The following is an 18,277-nucleotide window of genomic DNA, read 5'->3' as shown; positions in this document are numbered from 1 at the left end:
GTTAACTTATGCGGGGATACTGGCGGAAAACACTATCGACAATTCACTTATTTACAAGCTTTTTCGATAAAAAGACGGCAGGTTACCAAATGCAGATTTAAAATATTTGCTGAATTGTTTCGGATTTCCGAATCCTACTTCATAAGCGATCTCAGCCATCGATAATTTCGAGTTCTGAACTAGATGCATGGCACGTTTGAGCCGAATATGTCGGATGTATTCCATCGGTGAATAGCCTGTGATGGCAAGCACCTTTTTATAAAGCCCTACGCGCGTGATGTTCATTCTTTTGGCAAGCAGTTCGACAGAAAGCGAAGAGTCACTGAGATCCTGTTCAATTTCCATTACCAGCGCACGGATAAATTGTTCATCAGCAGATGCGATATCGGGCTGCGTCAGATTAACATTAATCTGTTTTTTATACCGTTTTACCATTGTCTGTTGTTGATGGAGTATCTGCGCTAATTTTGAACGCAGCAGGTTAATATTAAAAGGCTTGTTGATATAATCTGTAGCACCCGACTCCAAGGCTTCCAGTTCAATTTTCTGATTGACTACGGCCGTTACAATCAGCACAGGGATATGGACCAGCTTGGCCTGGGCCTTTATAAACCGGCAAAATTCCAGTCCGCTCTCTCCAGGGAGGCTGAGATCGGTGATGATCAGATTGACCTGCTGCTTGCTTAGGATCAATTTTGCATCATTGATGCTTTGCACAGCGTGGATTAGGTAGGCTGAACTCAGGCTCCGTTCCAGGTAATGGAGGAAGTCGATATCATCTTCGACCAATAAAATAGCAGGTTTATCCTGCTTATTGCTTTCGACAGGATCGACACTCGCTTCGGCCTTATGTATGGGTAGCTGAACTTTAAAAATCGTCCAGTGCACATTGCTGCTCAGCGCGATAGTTCCGCCCAAGAATTCGACATAGTCTTTAACAATGGAAAGCCCGATTCCCGTACCCTGATTCAGTTTTCCATTGGGAACATCCAGTTGCATGTAACGTTCAAATACGCGGGCTTGTAGGTTTTCGGGAATCGCTGTACCCTGATTTTGAACTTCAATACGCAACATCTTTCCTGTTTCGTGTTCAGTGACTTCGGCATTGAATGCCACAATGCCGGATACCGGGCTAAACTTGATCGCATTTGACATCAGATTGAAAATAATGCTTTCCAATTTGTTTTTGTCAAACCAGGATAGATAGGTGTCTGGAGCGATATTGACCTGCAGCGAGATCTGACTGCTTTGCGCTATCCCGGCAAAGGCATCAAGCATTTCGCGGATAAATCCCATGAGGTCCCCATACGCTTCGTTCAGCTCAAGCTCACTTTTCTCCAATTTTCTAAAGTCCAGCAGCTGATTGACCAATTTAAGCAGACGGTCTGCATTCTTCTTGATTAAGTTTAGGTCAGCTTTTTTTTCTGGATGCTGCTCTTCATCCAGCAGCTGCTGCGCTGGAGTTAGAATCAAACTGATCGGAGTTCTGAATTCATGACTTATATTGGTAAAGAAACGTGTTTTCAACGCATCCAGTTCCTTTGCCTGTGCAGCCTGTTCCTGGGCGAGGTAGAGTTGATTGCGCGTCTTGACACGTAGTTTTGTCAAATAAAAATAAGCCCATAGGACGATCAGTACCAGGCTGGCATAGAAAAGAAAGGCCCAAGCCGAACGCCAAAAAGGTGGCTGTATATCGATTGTTAGGAGCAGCACGCCCTCAGACCAGCTATTCGAATCGATGGCGTGCCGAATATACAAATTGTAGCTTCGGGTGTCTAGATTGGTGAAATTGGCGCGCATGGTTGCCGGTTCAAAATCAAACCATTCATCACTTAGACCAGCAAGCTGATATTGGTAGAGTCCATTATGCTGTTGCAGGTAGTCAAAGGTAGAGAACTCCAGCGAAATGGCATTGAGGTTGTAAGGAAGACTCAGTTCTTTAAGATTATTCAGGGCTTGATCGTAAATGACCCGGCCCGAAAATTCCTCACCTACGGCTATCCGCTTGTTAAATAAATAAAGATTGGACAAAAGCGGTAAGACCAGTTCACTTTCGCTGCTAATTTTCTTAGGGTCGATAAAATTGAATCCCTTTGGCCCGCCAAAGACAAGTCTTCCGTCCCGCATTTTTAAAGCGGCGTTTTCATTGAATACATTCCCCTGAAGGCCTGATTCCCGTGTAAAATTGCGGATGATGAACTTCTCGGCCTGCCCTTTGCCGACAATCGCCGACAGTCCTTTGTTTGTTGAAGCCCAGATTCCCCCCTGATTATCGACCAAGAGCGCCAGGATCGCATCGTCGCTGAGTCCATCCTGCTGTGTGAGATAGCTTACTTTTGTACCGTCAATTACATGCAAGCCCTCTTGTGTTGCTACCCAAATACGACCAGTTTTGTCCTCTTTAATATCATAAATCAGATCATTCATAAGTTTCATGGGCGAACTGGATGTATTCATATAGCTAATCTTGTCGTCGGGAGCCAACAATGCCAAACCTGTAGCTGTGCCGATCCAGAGCCGTTTTTTTGAATCTTCAAACAAGACAGAGATATAATTGCTGTTAATGGTTTGTCCCTGCCGAGTATACGCTCTCGAAAACTGTTCTGTCTTTTTATCAAACAGGTACAAGCCAGCACTTAGGGTTCCTATCCAAAATCGATGTTGACTATCCTCGTAGATCTCCCATACACTATCGTCGTTCAACTTTCCAGGAGCCGAATCACGGTGGAAAACCTTAAAACTTTTGCCGTCGAATAGACACATACCACCTCGATAAGTTCCGATCCACAGCTTATCTTCCGTATCCAGCAATAAGGAAACAATCACGTTGGAGCTCAAACTGTTGGGATCCTGAGGATCATGCAGGTATTGCGTGAATGTTTTCTGACTGCTATTATAATAGAGCAATCCCCCACCGTTTGTCCCGATCCATAGATTACCCTTTCGATCCTGTACAAACTTATTGACATCGTCAAAGGGAAGCGATTTAGGAAGCCCTGGATAGTTCCTGATTAAAGAGAATAACAACAGGTTGGGATGATAATAACTGATGCCACCTTTATAGGTGCCCGCCCATATGATACCTGACTTATCCCGATATAAAGCCGTTATGCTATTGTAAGGTAGGCTCCGTAAATCATATTTATCGTTAGCGAGGATCTGTACACTTTTTGTTTTTTTATCATAAACATTGATCCCACCATGATCAGTTCCTAGCCAAAGATGCCCTTGATCATCTTGCACGATATTGCCTACAAAAGGATTGGACAGTTCTTTTTGGAGGTGTTGAATTGATCCATCTTTCGGGTCAAGCCAGTATACACCAATTGGAATGTCTTTTGAGAAAATCCATATCGCCCCTTCCCGGTCGGCAAATAGATTATAATTTACCAGCTTACTGCTGATCGGCAATAGGCTGGTTTTGGTACTTCGCAATGATTTGGTATCGATGTGGCCCAACAGGCCATTTTCGTAGATTACCCAGATCGTATGCCCTTGACCAGCTATCACATCAGCGATTCGGTTGTTTTTTGTCAACGACGGTACAGTACGATAGGTTTTCTTTAGGCTATCGTACAAGATCAGCGAACGATCGCTATACAATAATGCGAAGGTCTGCCCTTCCAGCGGCCTTATCGTGTGTACGTCTTTGACGGGCAGGTTTAAGTGGGTCAGTATGGAATCAAGCTGCTGGACGATAATGCCTGAGTGCTGATCATACACATTCATCCGGTTGCTGGTGCGAATCCATACATTGCCTTCTGGTCCCTCAAAGATTGCAGAAATTGCATTTCCACTCAGGCCGGTACGTTTATTGGCGGAATAGCGAAAATTTGTGAATTGCGTTCCATCAAATCGGCTCAGGCCAGATTCGGTACCAAACCAGAGGTAATTGTACTTATCCCTGAGTGCACAATTGACATGATTATGGACCAGGCCCTGGTCAGAGGTTAAGGTTTTAAACGCATAGGTATTGACCTGGCTCCAAGCTGACGATTGCCCTAAGAAAAGGAGAAGAAAGAGTTGGAGATACGCGAATAAAAAAGACTTAAGCTGCTGCATTGGTTATCATCTCCCCAATGATACAAAAATTGAGTAAATACAGCAAATCAAGTTGCTATTAATATAAGCTTTAGCATGAGCCCCATATTTTTTATCCTATAAACTAGGTTACCACATTGAGATCAAGTTCGTAAGTTAAACCTAAATAACACCATTTTTATAGGGATATAGCTGGGGGTTAACAGGGGTTTACCCCTGTTATACCCCTGTTATACCCCTGTTAACCCCCTGTTACCCCCCAGTTAAACCCCTCCTACTGATTGAACTCGTATAAATTAATTGATACGTTTAACCACTCTAAACAATCGTTAAAATCCAAGAAAGAAATTGACTTATAAGGAAGTGATGGAAAACGTAAAAAAAAGCGAAACAACGCTACATAGAACGTGCAATATTAGTCATAAAAGACAAAAGCTAATGCTATACGCCTGATTCATTTCGATAAATGATCCCTTTACTGAAATTGTTTAGGCCTATCTTTTTCTGCTGCTCTTGCGGCAATCTCATCAATGCGTTTTTTGCGGGTATCTGGTCTTTTGGCAAGAACAATCCATTGCAACATCATTTTTTTGACGGATTTACTCAGCCCAAGAAAATAATCTTTTGAACCAGCATAATGTCGAAATGCTTCATCCAGATCCTCGGGAATAATTAATTCTTCCACACTGTCCAAAATTGACCAAGAGCCATTTTCTTGTGCTATTTTTATAACCGCGTACCCCGCTGGAGCCATCAGATTCGCATCGATTAGTTTTTTAACTTTTTCTTTGTTAATTCTAGACCACGTGCTCTTTGGTTTTCTTCGACTAAATAATTGCATAAATGAATAGGCATCAATCGGCCTCCTCGTGCTATCAATCCAGCCAAAACACAAAGCTTCATCCACCAGCTCTGTCCAACTGACTACTGGTAGATTTGATTTTTTGGTATTACAGATCACCCAAATTGATTGTGCTATTTGATGATTGTTTTCGAGCCAAAGCCGCCACTCTTCCTTTGTGTTCAGGTAAATAGTGACTCTTTCTTCTGCATGGTGTTTTATCATTGTTTTTGTCGATTGGAATAGATCGAATTTATCTATTGTGAAAATACGACTTTTTCAAATGCTAATCATCACTGTTGTCCAAAAGGATATGGACAAGCTCAGCACATTTGTTAATCCAAATTGTTCACCAATATTTTCCTTCTTAAATTCTAAGAATGTACCTTTTTGGAACTAGGATAAGTATGACGAGTAGAACAATCTGTATGCAGACTGCGAAAAACAAAAAAGTTTGCATTCGAAAAGCAAGTTCAGAGACTCGTTTTGCGCTTCTGCGCCGTAAATCGATCTGATTTTTCAGCACATGCTTTTCACAGCTGTCAATATCAGCCCGCTGCTCTATTTTCCATTTTTCCTCACTTGCCAGATGATCACTTTTCGTAGGCGCCAAATCGATAGCGTCAAATAGGGTAAAAAAAAACCAGCAACAACCTATAATAGTAATTAAAGTCAAGCTAATCAGGATTTTCTTTATCATGCGTATTTATTTTTTTGCATTTCGTTTCAGATAATAAGCCCTTAAACAAATTGAGATCAATGCAGCAGTTAACCCCGAAACCAGAAAAGACGAAAACTGGAAAATCACTTCACCAAACGCTTTACTGTCGCCAAAACACTGTACGGAGTTTCCCCATGCATCCGTACCCATAGCTCCCTCATGTATACAGTTCCGACAAGCCCAATATTCGGGAAGTATAATCCCAAGATAAATTGGTAAGAAAATACCATAACAAGTTAGAAGAATAATTTTTATTGCACGAACCAATTTCATATTATCTATCTACCTAAACCTTTTATTCGTTAAACACGACAATCGCCAATTTACGGTATTACAATAAGCTAAAAGATCGATAGTTTATATATGTTGGCAGCCATTTATAATTCGTTAGGGATCCATCAATTTACACAAACGTTTGTGTATTCATTTTATTTGAATCTCTAATCCATTCTCCGTATACTCGTGATAACATTATAATCAATTATTCGAGGCTAACGTTCAAGCACACCTGGACTAACAATAAGACAGCATGAAGAGAACAAGTACCTTGTATTCTTATAGAAACACATGTTAAAACGCTATAAAAAATGAAACAGATTGGTTTAAAAATCAAACGGGAATGGAAGTTTCTTTCCATATTCGTCATCTGCTCTTTACCAAGCTTATTCAGCATGGCACAATCCAACAGGCCGGTTCTCCGTATCGGTATCATGGCCGATATGCAATACGCAGACAAAACAGACCACGGTAGCCGGTTCTACCACAATTCTTTAATGAAAGTCGATACCGCTGTAGACTTCTTTAATCGCAATAAAGTCGATTTTTCATTGGTTCTTGGCGATCTTGTCGACGAAGGCCCAAAAGATCTACCTGTATTGTTAAAACATCTCTACCCTTTAAAAAAACCGATGTATTGTCTACTTGGCAACCATGACTATGTCAGCGTATCTAAACCAGATCTTCTGCACACTACTTTTGGGATGCCAGCTAAATACTACGCATTTACAAAAGGGAAATGGCGATTTGTTTTCTTAAATACGAATGCGCTCAGTGAATATGCCACAACGCCCAATTCAGCAGACCAACGTGAATGGAAAACCTTGGTGGGTAGCCTACAGGCAGACGGAAGGAAAAATACGCAACCCTGGAATGGCGGAGTTGATCATAAACAACTCCTATGGTTGCAAAACGAACTTGCCCAAGCGCGGAAAAATAAGGAGCATGTGATCGTATTGACACATCATCCCTTATTGCCAGAAAATGGTTATGAAACACTCAATAATAGGCCAGTTCTTGATATACTCTACAAATTCCCAGAAGTTAAACTGGTACTTTCCGGTCATAATCATAAAGGCAATTATGTGATGGTAAACAATATTCCTTTTGTAACCATGGAAGGTATGATCGAAACACCTACAAGCAATGCCTATGGTCTTTTGGAGCTTTATCCGGAAGAAATCAAAATCAAAGGCCAGGGTAGACTCAGTTCAAGAGTTTTTAAATTATCATCCAAATAAGGCTCAATCGGGCGATTAAAAAACTCGCCATAAATGAAATTTAAATAAAACACCCCCAACAGCGAAAGCCGTTGAGGGTGTTTTTTATTGAATGGGTTTAGTGAATACACTATTCTAAGGTTGGATTAAATGTTCCGCCCCAATCTTTATTCTGCTTGATATTCGGATTTTTATCAATGACTGATTGTGCTATTGGAAAGAAATAATAGGTATCTGGTACCAGGTTCACTTTGTTTCCTGTACTTGGCACCTGCAAGACACTATATTTAAACTGATTCTCTTTCAACGTGTATGTTTTGGCCAATGCATTTGCATCTTCCAGTTTCATTTCAGTTCCATTAGCATTGATCGCAATAGCTTCAACTCCATGCTTTGTCGTATTGTTTAGTATATTTAACTTACGTAACCGTCGTAAATCCCAAAAACGATGTCCTTCAAAGCAGAACTCAATATTACGCTCTGCTAAAATGGCTTCACGCATTTGCTCTTTCGTAGTCGCTGCAATACCATATTTATTATCCGCACCAGGTTCTATACCCGCTCTTTTTCTGATCTGTGTCACCAAATCTAAGGCTGTCGCAAAGTCTCCGGTTTCATTTGCTGTTTCAGCATAATTCAACAGGACTTCGGCATAGCGCATCAACACAAAATCCACATCATACTGGGTTTCCACTTCGGTCTGTTTTAATGATAATTTAGAGTTTTTTAAGATAAAAAATCCACTATATCGATCCAAATTGGAAGAAGGTGTTTTTGCGTTAGGGTTTATACCAAAGTCATCTAAAGCCGGAGCAATACCTACAGAAGTGTATTGTCGTTTGCCGGTCTTTCCTGAAACTTCATAAATCTTGGCATTCCACACAATGGATTTATCAAAACGCGGATCGCGGTTTTCCCAATAGGATTGCAAAAATTGATCTTCTGTCTTATAGTATTTGCCCGTTTGATCGGAATAAAGCTTTCCATCTTTCATTGGAAAAGCTTTTACAAATTCCCAGGATGGAACGGAACCCGCTGGCCCTCTACTTTCGGAGCCTGGTCGTACTCCATTATCCCAATTAGCGACTTTATTTGGATAAGTATTAATCACAGCAAAAACAACCTCTGGTCCTTTTTCAACCAGCGCAATATTGGAATAATCTGGAGTCAAACTATAGCCATCCGCTTTAAGTTGCTCATAAGCCAATTTATTCGCAGTGTTGGCCTCCTGCCAATAAGCATTTCCATAAGGATTGGAAGGATTAAACTGGGGTGAAGCTTTATATAACAATACTTTCGCTTTAAAAGCTGCCGCAAAATCACCGTCAACCTTTCCATAATCTGCCGTACCCTTGGCAATCGTTTTTGGCAGTAAGGAAATAGCCTGATCCAAATCTTTGATCATCAGATCAAAACACTCTTTTGTAGAATTGCGGGGTACATTAAGATCATCATTTTTTAAATCTTGAGGTACCGTAATATAAGGGACCCCACCATGAATCCTGACCATATTAAAATACATATAGGCACGGAGAAACAAAGACTGCCCAATCACCGCATTTTTGAAGTCCGCTTTTAGCACAGTACTTTCACCAACTTTCTGTATCGCCGTATTAATTTTTCGGATGGTTGTATAGTCCCAGGATTTGTAAGAACCGTTGTTGACGGTGACCGCATCCAAGGGGAAAGCGATGCCAATTAGTTGTTCCGAATTTCCATCCGCACCAGCGTTCCAGTTGCCAAATAGTGGATATAGATTGGCAAGATAGCCGTTGACTAGATTTGGATCGGCCCATACCTTGGCTTCATCCAGCGAATTGAGATCTTCAATGTCCAGCACATTTTTACAGGAAGACATACACAGAGCCAACGCTATTAAAGGATAATATATTTTTTTCATCTTTTTTTCATTTAAAATTTAACATCAAGTCCAAACGTAAAGGTTTTCATGACTGGATAAGAATCATACAGCTTTTGTTCCGGGTCATGGAATTCTTTCATCGGCGAAAAAACAAACAAATTGGTTCCATTGAAAAACAGGTTGACATCTTTTACACGGATCTTCTCGGTCATGCTTTTCGGCAATCGGTAAGACACGTTAACATCGCGTAAACGCAGATAGGCTCCATTTCTTATCCAGAACGACGAAGGAGCTGCACCAGACTCAGCCCAACCAGAATAGCCTGTTGGACGAGGGTATTTCGCATTGGTATTATCCGGCGTCCAAACATCGGAAGCCCAAATCGGGTAATATGGACGGAAAGTATCGCCATGCTGACGCATTCCACCACCTTCTTGATTGCTGATCATCCGATCATAAGCAAGAACCCCCTGAAATAATGTCGAGACATAGAAGCCTTTCCAGCTCGCATTGAAGCCAAACCCGTAATTGATGCGCGGAGAATTATTGTCCGACAATAACTGCAAATCGTTATCATCAATTTTCCCATCCGGACCTCCTGAGTAGTTCGCCCCTTGAATATCTTTATATAAGATCATCCCAGGAAAAGGATCCCTTCCGTAGGTCTTAAATCCTTTTGCTTTCAGTGCGTCGGCTTCAGCCTGTGTCCTTACTAAACCCAGTGCCTCTAAGCCGATAATTCTATTTTCTGGCCGCCCAATTCTGGAACGAAAGTTCTGCGGTTGGCCGGCAGCATACGCCGGTTCCTCGTCAATGATATCCCAGCGGTCTTTTGCATAACCCAGATTCCCATTGAGCCCATAGGTCACCTCGCCCACCTTATCATTCCAGTTCAACGAAATCTCCCCGCCTTTGTAACTTCTTGCGGCATAGTTTTCAGGAGCAAGTGCGCGACCATAGTTATCCGGAACTTTCAGTGATCTTGGTCCTAGGATGTTCGTTTCCTTACGTGAAAACAGATCTAGGCTACCGGTCAGCTTATTCTTAATAAATCCAAAATCCAAACCGAGATTGACGCTTTTAGAAGTCGTCCAAGTGAGGTTCTGCGTCGGTGTTGCACCATACGCAATACCATTGTAATAGCGATCTCCGAACATATAGCCACCAGAGCTGTAATATTTTTCCAGATAGCCAAACTGACCGATTCGATTAGCATTTACATCCAAATCATTACCCGTTGTACCGTAAGAAGCTCTGAACTTCAAGTCTGATATCGTATTCTTTATATCCGTAAAGAAGTTCTCGTCCGATACACGCCAGGCTGCCGAGACTGAAGGAAAAAAGCCCCACCGTTTATCGCTAGGAAACAAAGGTGATCCATCGTAGCGGAAAGAAAACTCCGCAATATACTTATCTGCATAATTATAATTAGCACGCCCAATCACGCCGCGTCTTGAATCAATTGTTTCATTGGCAGTTGTCGACCTAAAGTTCCGATCTGTAGGATAAATAAACATCTGATCCAGGGCTGTAATCGGATTCTCTGCCCGTGAAGTAACGTACGTCCCTCCTTTTTTGGACTGCTCATAAACCAATGTCCCATCGACGGAATGTTTACCAAATTTGCGGTTATAGTTTAAAAACCAGTTTACCTGATATTCCCACAATCGTTGTGGGCTGTAATCCATGAAAGGCTGACTCTGACTAAAAGTAAAGATATTGATATTCGCTTCCGAAGGTGGGGCCGGTATAAAGCGGTTGTCATTTGGATTCAGTGAAGTAAAGGTGTAGTTTTTTTGAAAGCTCATATAGCGCTTGCGCATATAGTCACTGGCAAGATAACTCCCCACAAGTTTTGTCGATAGACCTTGTACCAATTTATCCAGCTTCAAGTTTAGGCTCATAATTGGATTGACCTGCCGCACTTTGCGGTCGATATAACGATCCCCGATGACCTGATCGATCACATTCCATGCCTGCCAGCTTCCCATAGGTGTCTGTACGGGATAGGCCGTTGGCGTATTGCTCGGAGTTCCGTCTGCATTCAGGTAAAACGGATACATCTTTGGCCAGTTGAAGGTAACACGGTAGAAATCGGATACATCAAAATCATCATCATTGGAAGATGTGCTAAAAGGCCAAAAAAAGCGCTTCGAGTTGGTCTGGTTAGCTGAAATATTAAAATCCATGCTAAAATCTTCGGTAATCTGCGCGGAGATATTGCTGCGCAAATTGAACTTCTCATGGTCCAAAGATTTATAGGATCCATTTTCTTTGCGGTAGCTCAGCAAGCTATAATAAGTAATTTTGTCGCCACCACCATTGACCGATATGGATTGCCGATGGGTAAATGGATTTCGCCAGATGACATCGTTGGCATTATAATTTTTATCCTTGAAATAATCAAACTCTTTTTGTCCATTTGGGATGGAAAGACCGCGAAATTCGGCGACCCTGTTTTGATAGGTGAGCTCATCTTGTGCAGTCGTTAAATTCGCAAGAAGTTCCTGTGTTGGCGTATTAAAGGTATAATTACTTTGTACATTAAAAACTGGTGCTTGCGCTGTTCCTTTTTTCGTCGTCACAACGACAACGCCATTACCCGCCCGGGTGCCATACACTGCGGCAGTTGCTGCATCTTTTAAGAAGGTCATTTGGTCAACCTCGTTCGCTTCAAGCACATCAAATGCAGCTTTATCGCGGACCACACCATCAATTACATAAAGTGGCTCGGCAAAACTCCCCCGGATACGCAAGCTCGACGATGCTCCAGCCATCCCCGAAGTATTGGTGACATTGACCCCCGCTGCCCTACCGGCAAGTGAATTGGAAAGATTTGAACTGGGGATATTTTTTAGCTGTTCTGCATTTACGGTAGCGACGGAACCGGTGATATTCCCTTTCCGCTGCTTACCATACCCAATGATCACGACCTCTTCAAGCGCCTGATCACTCGAAACCATAACAACACTGATGTTGCCTGCGGAAACTGCTACCTCCTGCTTTGTAAAGCCCTGGTAGTTCACGACCAAAACATCACCACGCTTGGCCCGAATAGAAAAAATACCTTGTTGATTGGAGGATGCTTGAACGGATGTTCCTTTGACGGTGATGGTAGCGCCGGCTAATGCCTGACCTTTCTCATCTTTGATGATCCCTGTAACCTGATCTTGATCGACAATAGCATTGATCGGATCCAGATTCAGTGCGTAAGAATCAGGCTGACTAAACAGCAGGCAGAGCCCCAAAAGGCTAATGGGTCTCGCCTTTCCATGAAGAAAAAAATTTCTCATCATAATTACAAATTGGTTTAAAATAATAAAGAACCCTCAGGCTCAACTTTGGTTTATTTACTTAGCCTGCTTTTCTTTTTGTAAAAAACAGCAAAAGTGGATTAGATTGTCTACTAAATTTAAAAAACAAATTCTTATTTACGAAATTAACATGATTTTTTAATCAGAAGTTCACATAAACGTTACATGCTGAAATAGGGAATGGAAATGGTTGACACAGCAGTGCCGATCTTCAGGTAGAACACCTAAAAACTGTGGTGAATACAGGGGTTTAAAGTGAATTTACATCCCTGTACGAATACTATCTAGGAAATTTTGTTTTCAGGCAAGCTGAGTACGATCAATGTAGAGACCCCGAATGGGGCTAAAAAAAATAAGAGTCTAAAACTGTAAACTAGCGTTTAAACAAAATTGTCTCCCGTTATATGTTGGAAGTACAACATAGCTCTTTTTCGAATTCTGTAATCGACTGTCTACCAACGGGAGCAACCAATAGGCGATTTTAGTACTTAAGATACCGACCCCAGCTCCCATAGCGATATCCGAGAACCAATGCTTGTCGTTGTACATCCGCAGATAACCGGTACCTGCTGCAACAGCATATCCTGCTATTCCGTACCAAATTGACTCCTGTCTATATTCCTGCCAAAGCAGTTCGGCACCAACGAATGCAGCTGCAGCATGCCCTGAAGGAAAGGAATTATTCGCTGAACTATCAGGCCGCCATACGGGAATGGTGGATTTCATAATTTTCACGGTTGAAGTCATGATAATATTAGAAACAGCTGTCGTAAACAGGCGTTGTTTAAGGTTATGTTTGGCAGGCACCCCTACCGCGTCCAAAACAAATACTCCGGCAGTTCCAGCAAAGCGGGTGAAATCGTCCAACTTAATTTTTCGGCTAGTCCCCCTCGATACGCCGTCTCTAATGTCTTCATCTATCCCCTTTAAAAAAGGATTTCCTTTGGCAACGACACCATAGGTGATTAGTCCTACAGGAACAGCCAGTTCCTTGTAAGGAACTTTCTTAAAAAAATGAGATCCGCTGCTCGAATCCGACGGTTGTTCCGACAGGATTTGGGCAATTGAGGTAGCCGGTACTACAAAAAGTAAAACCAGGATACAATAAAAAACAAAGTATCTTTTGTAAGTGCTCATTTTATCCGTATTTATTTTATCGTGTGCAAAGATAATATTAAAATATCCAGTAAAAAAGATACCGGGCATTGTCAACTCGGAAACTAAGCATCTTGCACCATCCACCTTCGTCAGAGGGTCAGCTTCCCTTATAGGCTGAATAGCCGTAGGGCGAAAGCATAATCGGCACATGAAGATGTGTCTGCTCAAAAAGCGTAAACAAAAGTCCGCCGTTTCATGAATTGATATGAACAGCGGGCTTTAGATTTAAAATTTATGTATGATCAAAGTCCTATCGTCACGCCATTGGCAATGACCGCATCTTTTTTCACAACAACAATCCCGTCACAGATCATATGCGTATCAAAATCACCATCATTCAAACCCGGTCCACCAATGATACGAACGTCATCTCCAATTCGGCAGTTCTTATCCAAGATTGCATTTTCGATATAACAACGTTTACCTACACCTACCGGTGGTGGCTTTTGTGTATTTCCCAATTCCAATACTTCTTCCAACTGCTCATAGTAATCAGTTCCCATCATGTAGGTCGATTTAATAACCGTTCCTTCACCAATACGGGAACGTATCCCAATAACGGACCTCTCCAGTTTATCGCCATTTAAAATACATCCATCGGCAATTACCGTATTATTTAACGTTGTACCCGAAATTTTCGAAGGCGGGAGCATCCGCGCACGTGTATACACGGTTTCATTAAACAAATTGAAGTCCGGAATATCATCTGTCAATCCGATATTGGCATCAAAAAATGATTTGATGGTCCCGATATCGGTCCAATACCCATCAAATTGATAGCTCAATACCCGAAGTGCTTCGATAGCATCAGGTATAATTTCTTTACCAAAATCCATCCCCGGGTTGGCGATCAAAAGGTTGCGCAATATGTTTTTCGAGAAAACATAAATGCCCATGGATGCCAAATAATGCCTTCCCTGTTTATGCAAAACCGCTGAAACCTCTGAGGTCCAATTTAATACTTCATCCTTATCGGGCTTTTCGACAAAGGCAGTGATTTCATTCGCTTCGTTCGCTTTTAAAATACCAAATCCCGTAGCATCTTTACCATTGACTGGTATCGTAGCGATGGTAACATCGCCTCCATTTTCAACATGGAAATCAATCAGCTTTGAATAATCCATTTGGTATAATTGATCACCGGACAATACAAGAATGTAGTCGTAATCGACATTCAGGAGATGCTTCTGCGTTCGTCTTACCGCATCGGCTGTCCCCTCAAACCAACGATCGCCCTCATTGGTCTGCTCTGCAGCCAAGATGTCGACAAAGCCCTTACTGAAAATGCTGAAATTGTAAGAATTTTTGATGTGTGTGTTCAAAGAGGCTGAATTGAACTGCGTCAGTACGAAGATCTTATTATAGCCTGAATTCAAACAGTTCGAAATCGGAATATCGACCAAACGGTATTTTCCAGCTATTGGAACCGCTGGTTTCGAACGCTGTTGCGTCAATGGGAAAAGGCGCGACCCTCGACCTCCTCCCAATACAAGGGAAACTACTTTGTGTATCATACCTCAATCCATTAATTGGTTATAAAACTATTATCTTCAAGAACAGGGACCTGATCAGGTTTACGCTCGAGATCCTTTAAATTCAGGTTTAAGAATCCTTATTAAATTAGCAATTTTTCGGATAAGAAGCAAACAGCAATTTTGATCATTGATTCTTTTTACAATAAAGGTAATCCTCGAAAAACGAACAGAGCCATTCTTAATGTTAACCGATTAAAAGACGATGATTACAAGTCCGTGTCTCCCGTAGATTTAATATCCAAATAGACCACTGAATAAAAAAAGGCAGTAGATATAACCAACAAGCAATAGATTAATACCTATTTGCGGATATTTCTTTTGCGTAAATAACCATAGGATCTCAATAAAGGCATAAATAGACAAGGGTGCCGCAAGACTGACTGTCATAAAATAGAGTAAATATCCTGCTCCCAAACCATCATTTTGTTGCTTAAGAATCAAATATGGGACAAGAAGTAGCAGGAAGGCGATACAAACCACAGAAAAGCGGATAAAAAAATGTCGTTTCAATTTTCTATCTCCTTTAAGAGGTTTGTAGACAAACATAGTTGATCCTGATATATAGACAGTTAACAGCACATAACCGATATAGTGATGCGCGCTCTCCAAACCATTCCAATCTTGGTTAGCATACGCAAGACCAACAATTAGAAATAAAACAATAAATAAGACTACTTTAATATAATTCATCTAAAAACACAGGGTACTTGCCCTACTAGAGTAATTGAACGCTATAAATTTTAATATCGTATGGAACGCAAGTGAATTACAACACTTTGCTCCAATACGACGTCTTGCCAATCGAACGTTGACCACAATAGTGCAAATCAGCAGCACATGATCGATCCATCGATTTAAGAAATCTACTCAAATTTGAATACCAGCGGCAAAAATAACTATTTAAAGAGATAATTATAATCATCTTCAATAATAATGGTATATCTCAAATTTGCTTGAATCGTTCAAAATTCAAAATTTCTACCAAATCCATCTGTAATTTGTCTTGTAAATCAACCCTCCTGCTTGAATGGCGTTAATTTAAGCCCCTATTGCCGTGGAGACATTTGTTTAAATATGAGCGGAAACGAAAGGTATGCGCTATTTTAAAGTAACCCGAGTTTATTCAATAGTCATGGCACTATTGCTATTTTTTAGTCTGGCGCATGCACAGACAAGCAATAATTTGACATATTTTATCAAAAGTGCCCAGCTCAATAGCCCCCTATTGACAGACTACAACAATCAAATTCTCTCCACGCGTATTGATAGCCTGAAATTAAGCGCTACCTATGGATTTATTGTCACTGCTGAAGGTAATGCGAGCTATGCGCCCAGTAGCAAAGGCTGGGGCTATGACAATGCACTAACGAACGGCCAATCAATCTTTGCAGGCGTACGTGTCTCGCGGGAATTTATCAGCCGGAACAATCTCGCGACAAGACTCAAGGCTTACAAAAGTAGTATCGCTCAAGTTATCACGCAAAAAGACCTTGCGATTCAAACACTAAACAGGCAGATTACAGATCAATACATCACTACATATACCAGTCAAAAACAGATGGACTTGAGCGCTGAAATTATTGCACTATTGTCCAAAGAAGATCTAGTACTACAAAAACTGACACAAAAAGCAACTTTTAAACAAACAGACTACCTTTCTTTTAAGGTTACATTACAACAAAATCAACTCGCACTACAACAGCAGACTGCGGACTGGCAAAATAACTATGCTTTGCTCAATTATCTATCGGGAATTATCGATACCAACTTTCATGCGCTCCCCCCTCCCGATATGGGAGAAATATCCCTCTTCCCTTCTTTTCAGGAAAGTATTTATACAAAATCATTTCAAGCTGATAGTACAAAACTGGCAAATGATGCGATGGTTATTGCATATGACTACAAACCAAAGGTGAATGCCTTTTCAGATGGTGGCTACCAATCGTCGCTCACACATACCCCATTTAACAATTTTGGTATGAGTATCGGTCTTTCAGTCTCTTTACCAATTTATAACGGACATCAGAAACAACTATTATTGCAGCAAAACAACCTTGCTTTACAAACCCGAAAGAAATACCTCGAACAAACGCAGAACCAGTATCAACAAGAAGTTTTCAGTCTACAGAATCAGATACGACATTATGATAACATGTTAGAAATGGCCACACAGCAAATAGAATATGCGAAGACTTTAGTTGAGGCGAATGCAAAACAATTACCCACCGGAGACGTAAAAATGGTGGATTTTATCCTGTCCATCAATAATCTCCTCAACCTAAAAGCAAATATTATCCAATATAGCAATGCATTATATACACTTAAAAATCAGATGAAGTACCTCATCATCCAATAATTATGAAACATGTCCTAGCTCTTTTCATATGTTCTTATTTGCTGTTTTCTTGTCATTCAGGGCAAAGTGAAAATGCGAACATAGCTGATCCGATCATAAAACCGGCAACCGAAGTCAGCATTGCATTCCCCTCGGACACAGCCAAGCTAGCCAATGTGGTCACACTGAATGCAACAGCATCTTATCTATTAAAGTCCGATGTCAAGGCTAACGCCAATGGTTATATTACAAAAATTACCATAAAAATGGCCGATCATGTCAACAAAGGAATGTTATTATTCGGTCTGGAGACCAAAGAGGCCCGGGCGCTGGGCAATACAATCAATAAACTGGATCCGTCGTTTCATTTTAATGGTAATACCACTGTGGTAAGCCCAGCAACCGGATACGTCGCTATGCTTAACCATCAAATCGGCGATTACGTCCAAGATGGTGAAATCCTAGCCACGATAACCGACGCGAATAGTTTTGGTTTTGTGGTTGACGTTCCTTACGAATACCTTCAGATCGTGAAGAGTAAAAAAATATTACCTATTGCCTTACCGGACGGCATTATTCTGCAAGGCTCAATAGCGAAGGTCATGCCAACGGCGGATGCAATCTCCCAAACAGTAAAGATTTTATTAAAAGTCTCTGCTAATGATATTCCCGAGAATCTTATTGGAACAATTAGTTTCTCAAAAAATCTCGATTATGGTCTTTCGGTTCCCAAACTGGCAGTATTGAGCGACGAAGGACAAACCTCTTTCTGGGTCATGAAACTCCTGAATGATTCGACCGCAATAAAGACGATAATCGAAAAAGGTATCGAAACGGACAAATTTATTCAAGTGAAGTCAGGTGATTTAACAACTAAAGACCGCGTGTTAATATCCGGAAATTTCGGACTGGCAGACACTGCTGCAGTACATATCAGAACAGGTGGAAAACGATAAACAATAGGGTTCTAACATA

11 protein-coding genes are annotated in these 18,277 nt (G+C 41.3%); 3 read left to right on the top strand and 8 right to left on the bottom strand.

Annotated features, from left to right (window positions below; genetic code table 11):
• Positions 1-51 precede the first annotated feature (51 nt).
• On the bottom strand, positions 52-4,062 hold the full coding sequence (locus AAW12_RS22385) for a two-component regulator propeller domain-containing protein (protein WP_046675884.1): 4,011 nt from the start codon (positions 4,060-4,062) through the stop codon (positions 52-54).
• Between the two features lie 454 nt (positions 4,063-4,516).
• A complete protein-coding gene (locus tag AAW12_RS22380; RefSeq protein ID WP_046675883.1) occupies positions 4,517-5,107 on the bottom strand; it encodes a YdeI/OmpD-associated family protein in 591 nt (196 codons plus the stop codon).
• A 1,083-nt stretch (positions 5,108-6,190) separates the two neighbouring features.
• Here AAW12_RS22380 and AAW12_RS22365 point away from each other — a divergent pair.
• The gene (locus AAW12_RS22365; RefSeq protein WP_046675880.1) at positions 6,191-7,120 is read left to right on the top strand and encodes a metallophosphoesterase; all 930 of its coding nucleotides are present in this window, start codon (positions 6,191-6,193) and stop codon (positions 7,118-7,120) included.
• A 109-nt stretch (positions 7,121-7,229) separates the two neighbouring features.
• On the opposite strand, the gene AAW12_RS22360 is transcribed toward AAW12_RS22365, so the two are convergent.
• The 6 genes from AAW12_RS22360 to AAW12_RS22340 form a co-directional block, all read right to left on the bottom strand.
• Positions 7,230-8,999, bottom strand: coding sequence for a RagB/SusD family nutrient uptake outer membrane protein (locus AAW12_RS22360; protein WP_046675879.1), 1,770 nt, complete (start codon positions 8,997-8,999; stop codon positions 7,230-7,232).
• Between the two features lie 11 nt (positions 9,000-9,010).
• Positions 9,011-12,256 carry a SusC/RagA family TonB-linked outer membrane protein gene (locus AAW12_RS22355; RefSeq protein ID WP_084823289.1) on the bottom strand — a complete coding sequence of 1,082 codons (3,246 nt, stop codon included), beginning with the start codon at positions 12,254-12,256 and terminating at the stop codon, positions 9,011-9,013.
• Positions 12,257-12,634: 378 nt separating this feature from the next.
• Complete coding sequence (locus AAW12_RS22350) at positions 12,635-13,411, bottom strand: phosphatase PAP2 family protein (protein WP_053004026.1); 777 nt, start codon at positions 13,409-13,411, stop codon at positions 12,635-12,637.
• 118 nt (positions 13,412-13,529) lie between these two features.
• Complete coding sequence (locus tag AAW12_RS26845) at positions 13,530-13,613, bottom strand: hydroxyisourate hydrolase (protein WP_197084180.1); 84 nt, start codon at positions 13,611-13,613, stop codon at positions 13,530-13,532.
• A 61-nt stretch (positions 13,614-13,674) separates the two neighbouring features.
• Positions 13,675-14,946 carry a glucose-1-phosphate adenylyltransferase gene (locus AAW12_RS22345; protein WP_046675878.1) on the bottom strand — a complete coding sequence of 424 codons (1,272 nt, stop codon included), beginning with the start codon at positions 14,944-14,946 and terminating at the stop codon, positions 13,675-13,677.
• A gap of 252 nt (positions 14,947-15,198) precedes the next feature.
• Positions 15,199-15,657 (bottom strand): hypothetical protein, encoded by a 459-nt coding sequence (locus AAW12_RS22340; protein WP_046675877.1) that lies wholly within the window; start codon positions 15,655-15,657, stop codon positions 15,199-15,201.
• A gap of 442 nt (positions 15,658-16,099) precedes the next feature.
• On the opposite strand from AAW12_RS22340, the gene AAW12_RS22335 reads away from it, so the two are divergent.
• Together AAW12_RS22335 and AAW12_RS22330 are read left to right on the top strand one after the other, a co-directional pair.
• Complete coding sequence (locus tag AAW12_RS22335) at positions 16,100-17,323, top strand: TolC family protein (protein WP_053003934.1); 1,224 nt, start codon at positions 16,100-16,102, stop codon at positions 17,321-17,323.
• Positions 17,324-17,325: 2 nt separating this feature from the next.
• The gene (locus AAW12_RS22330) at positions 17,326-18,258 is read left to right on the top strand and encodes an efflux RND transporter periplasmic adaptor subunit (protein WP_046675875.1); all 933 of its coding nucleotides are present in this window, start codon (positions 17,326-17,328) and stop codon (positions 18,256-18,258) included.
• The last annotated feature ends 19 nt before the right edge of the window (positions 18,259-18,277 follow it).

Origin of the sequence: Sphingobacterium sp. Ag1 (assembly GCF_000988325.1) — a bacterium.
Taxonomy (GTDB): Bacteria; Bacteroidota; Bacteroidia; order Sphingobacteriales; family Sphingobacteriaceae; genus Sphingobacterium.
Note: the sequence above shows the minus strand (reverse complement) of the source record. Positions and strands in the feature narration are given on the sequence as shown.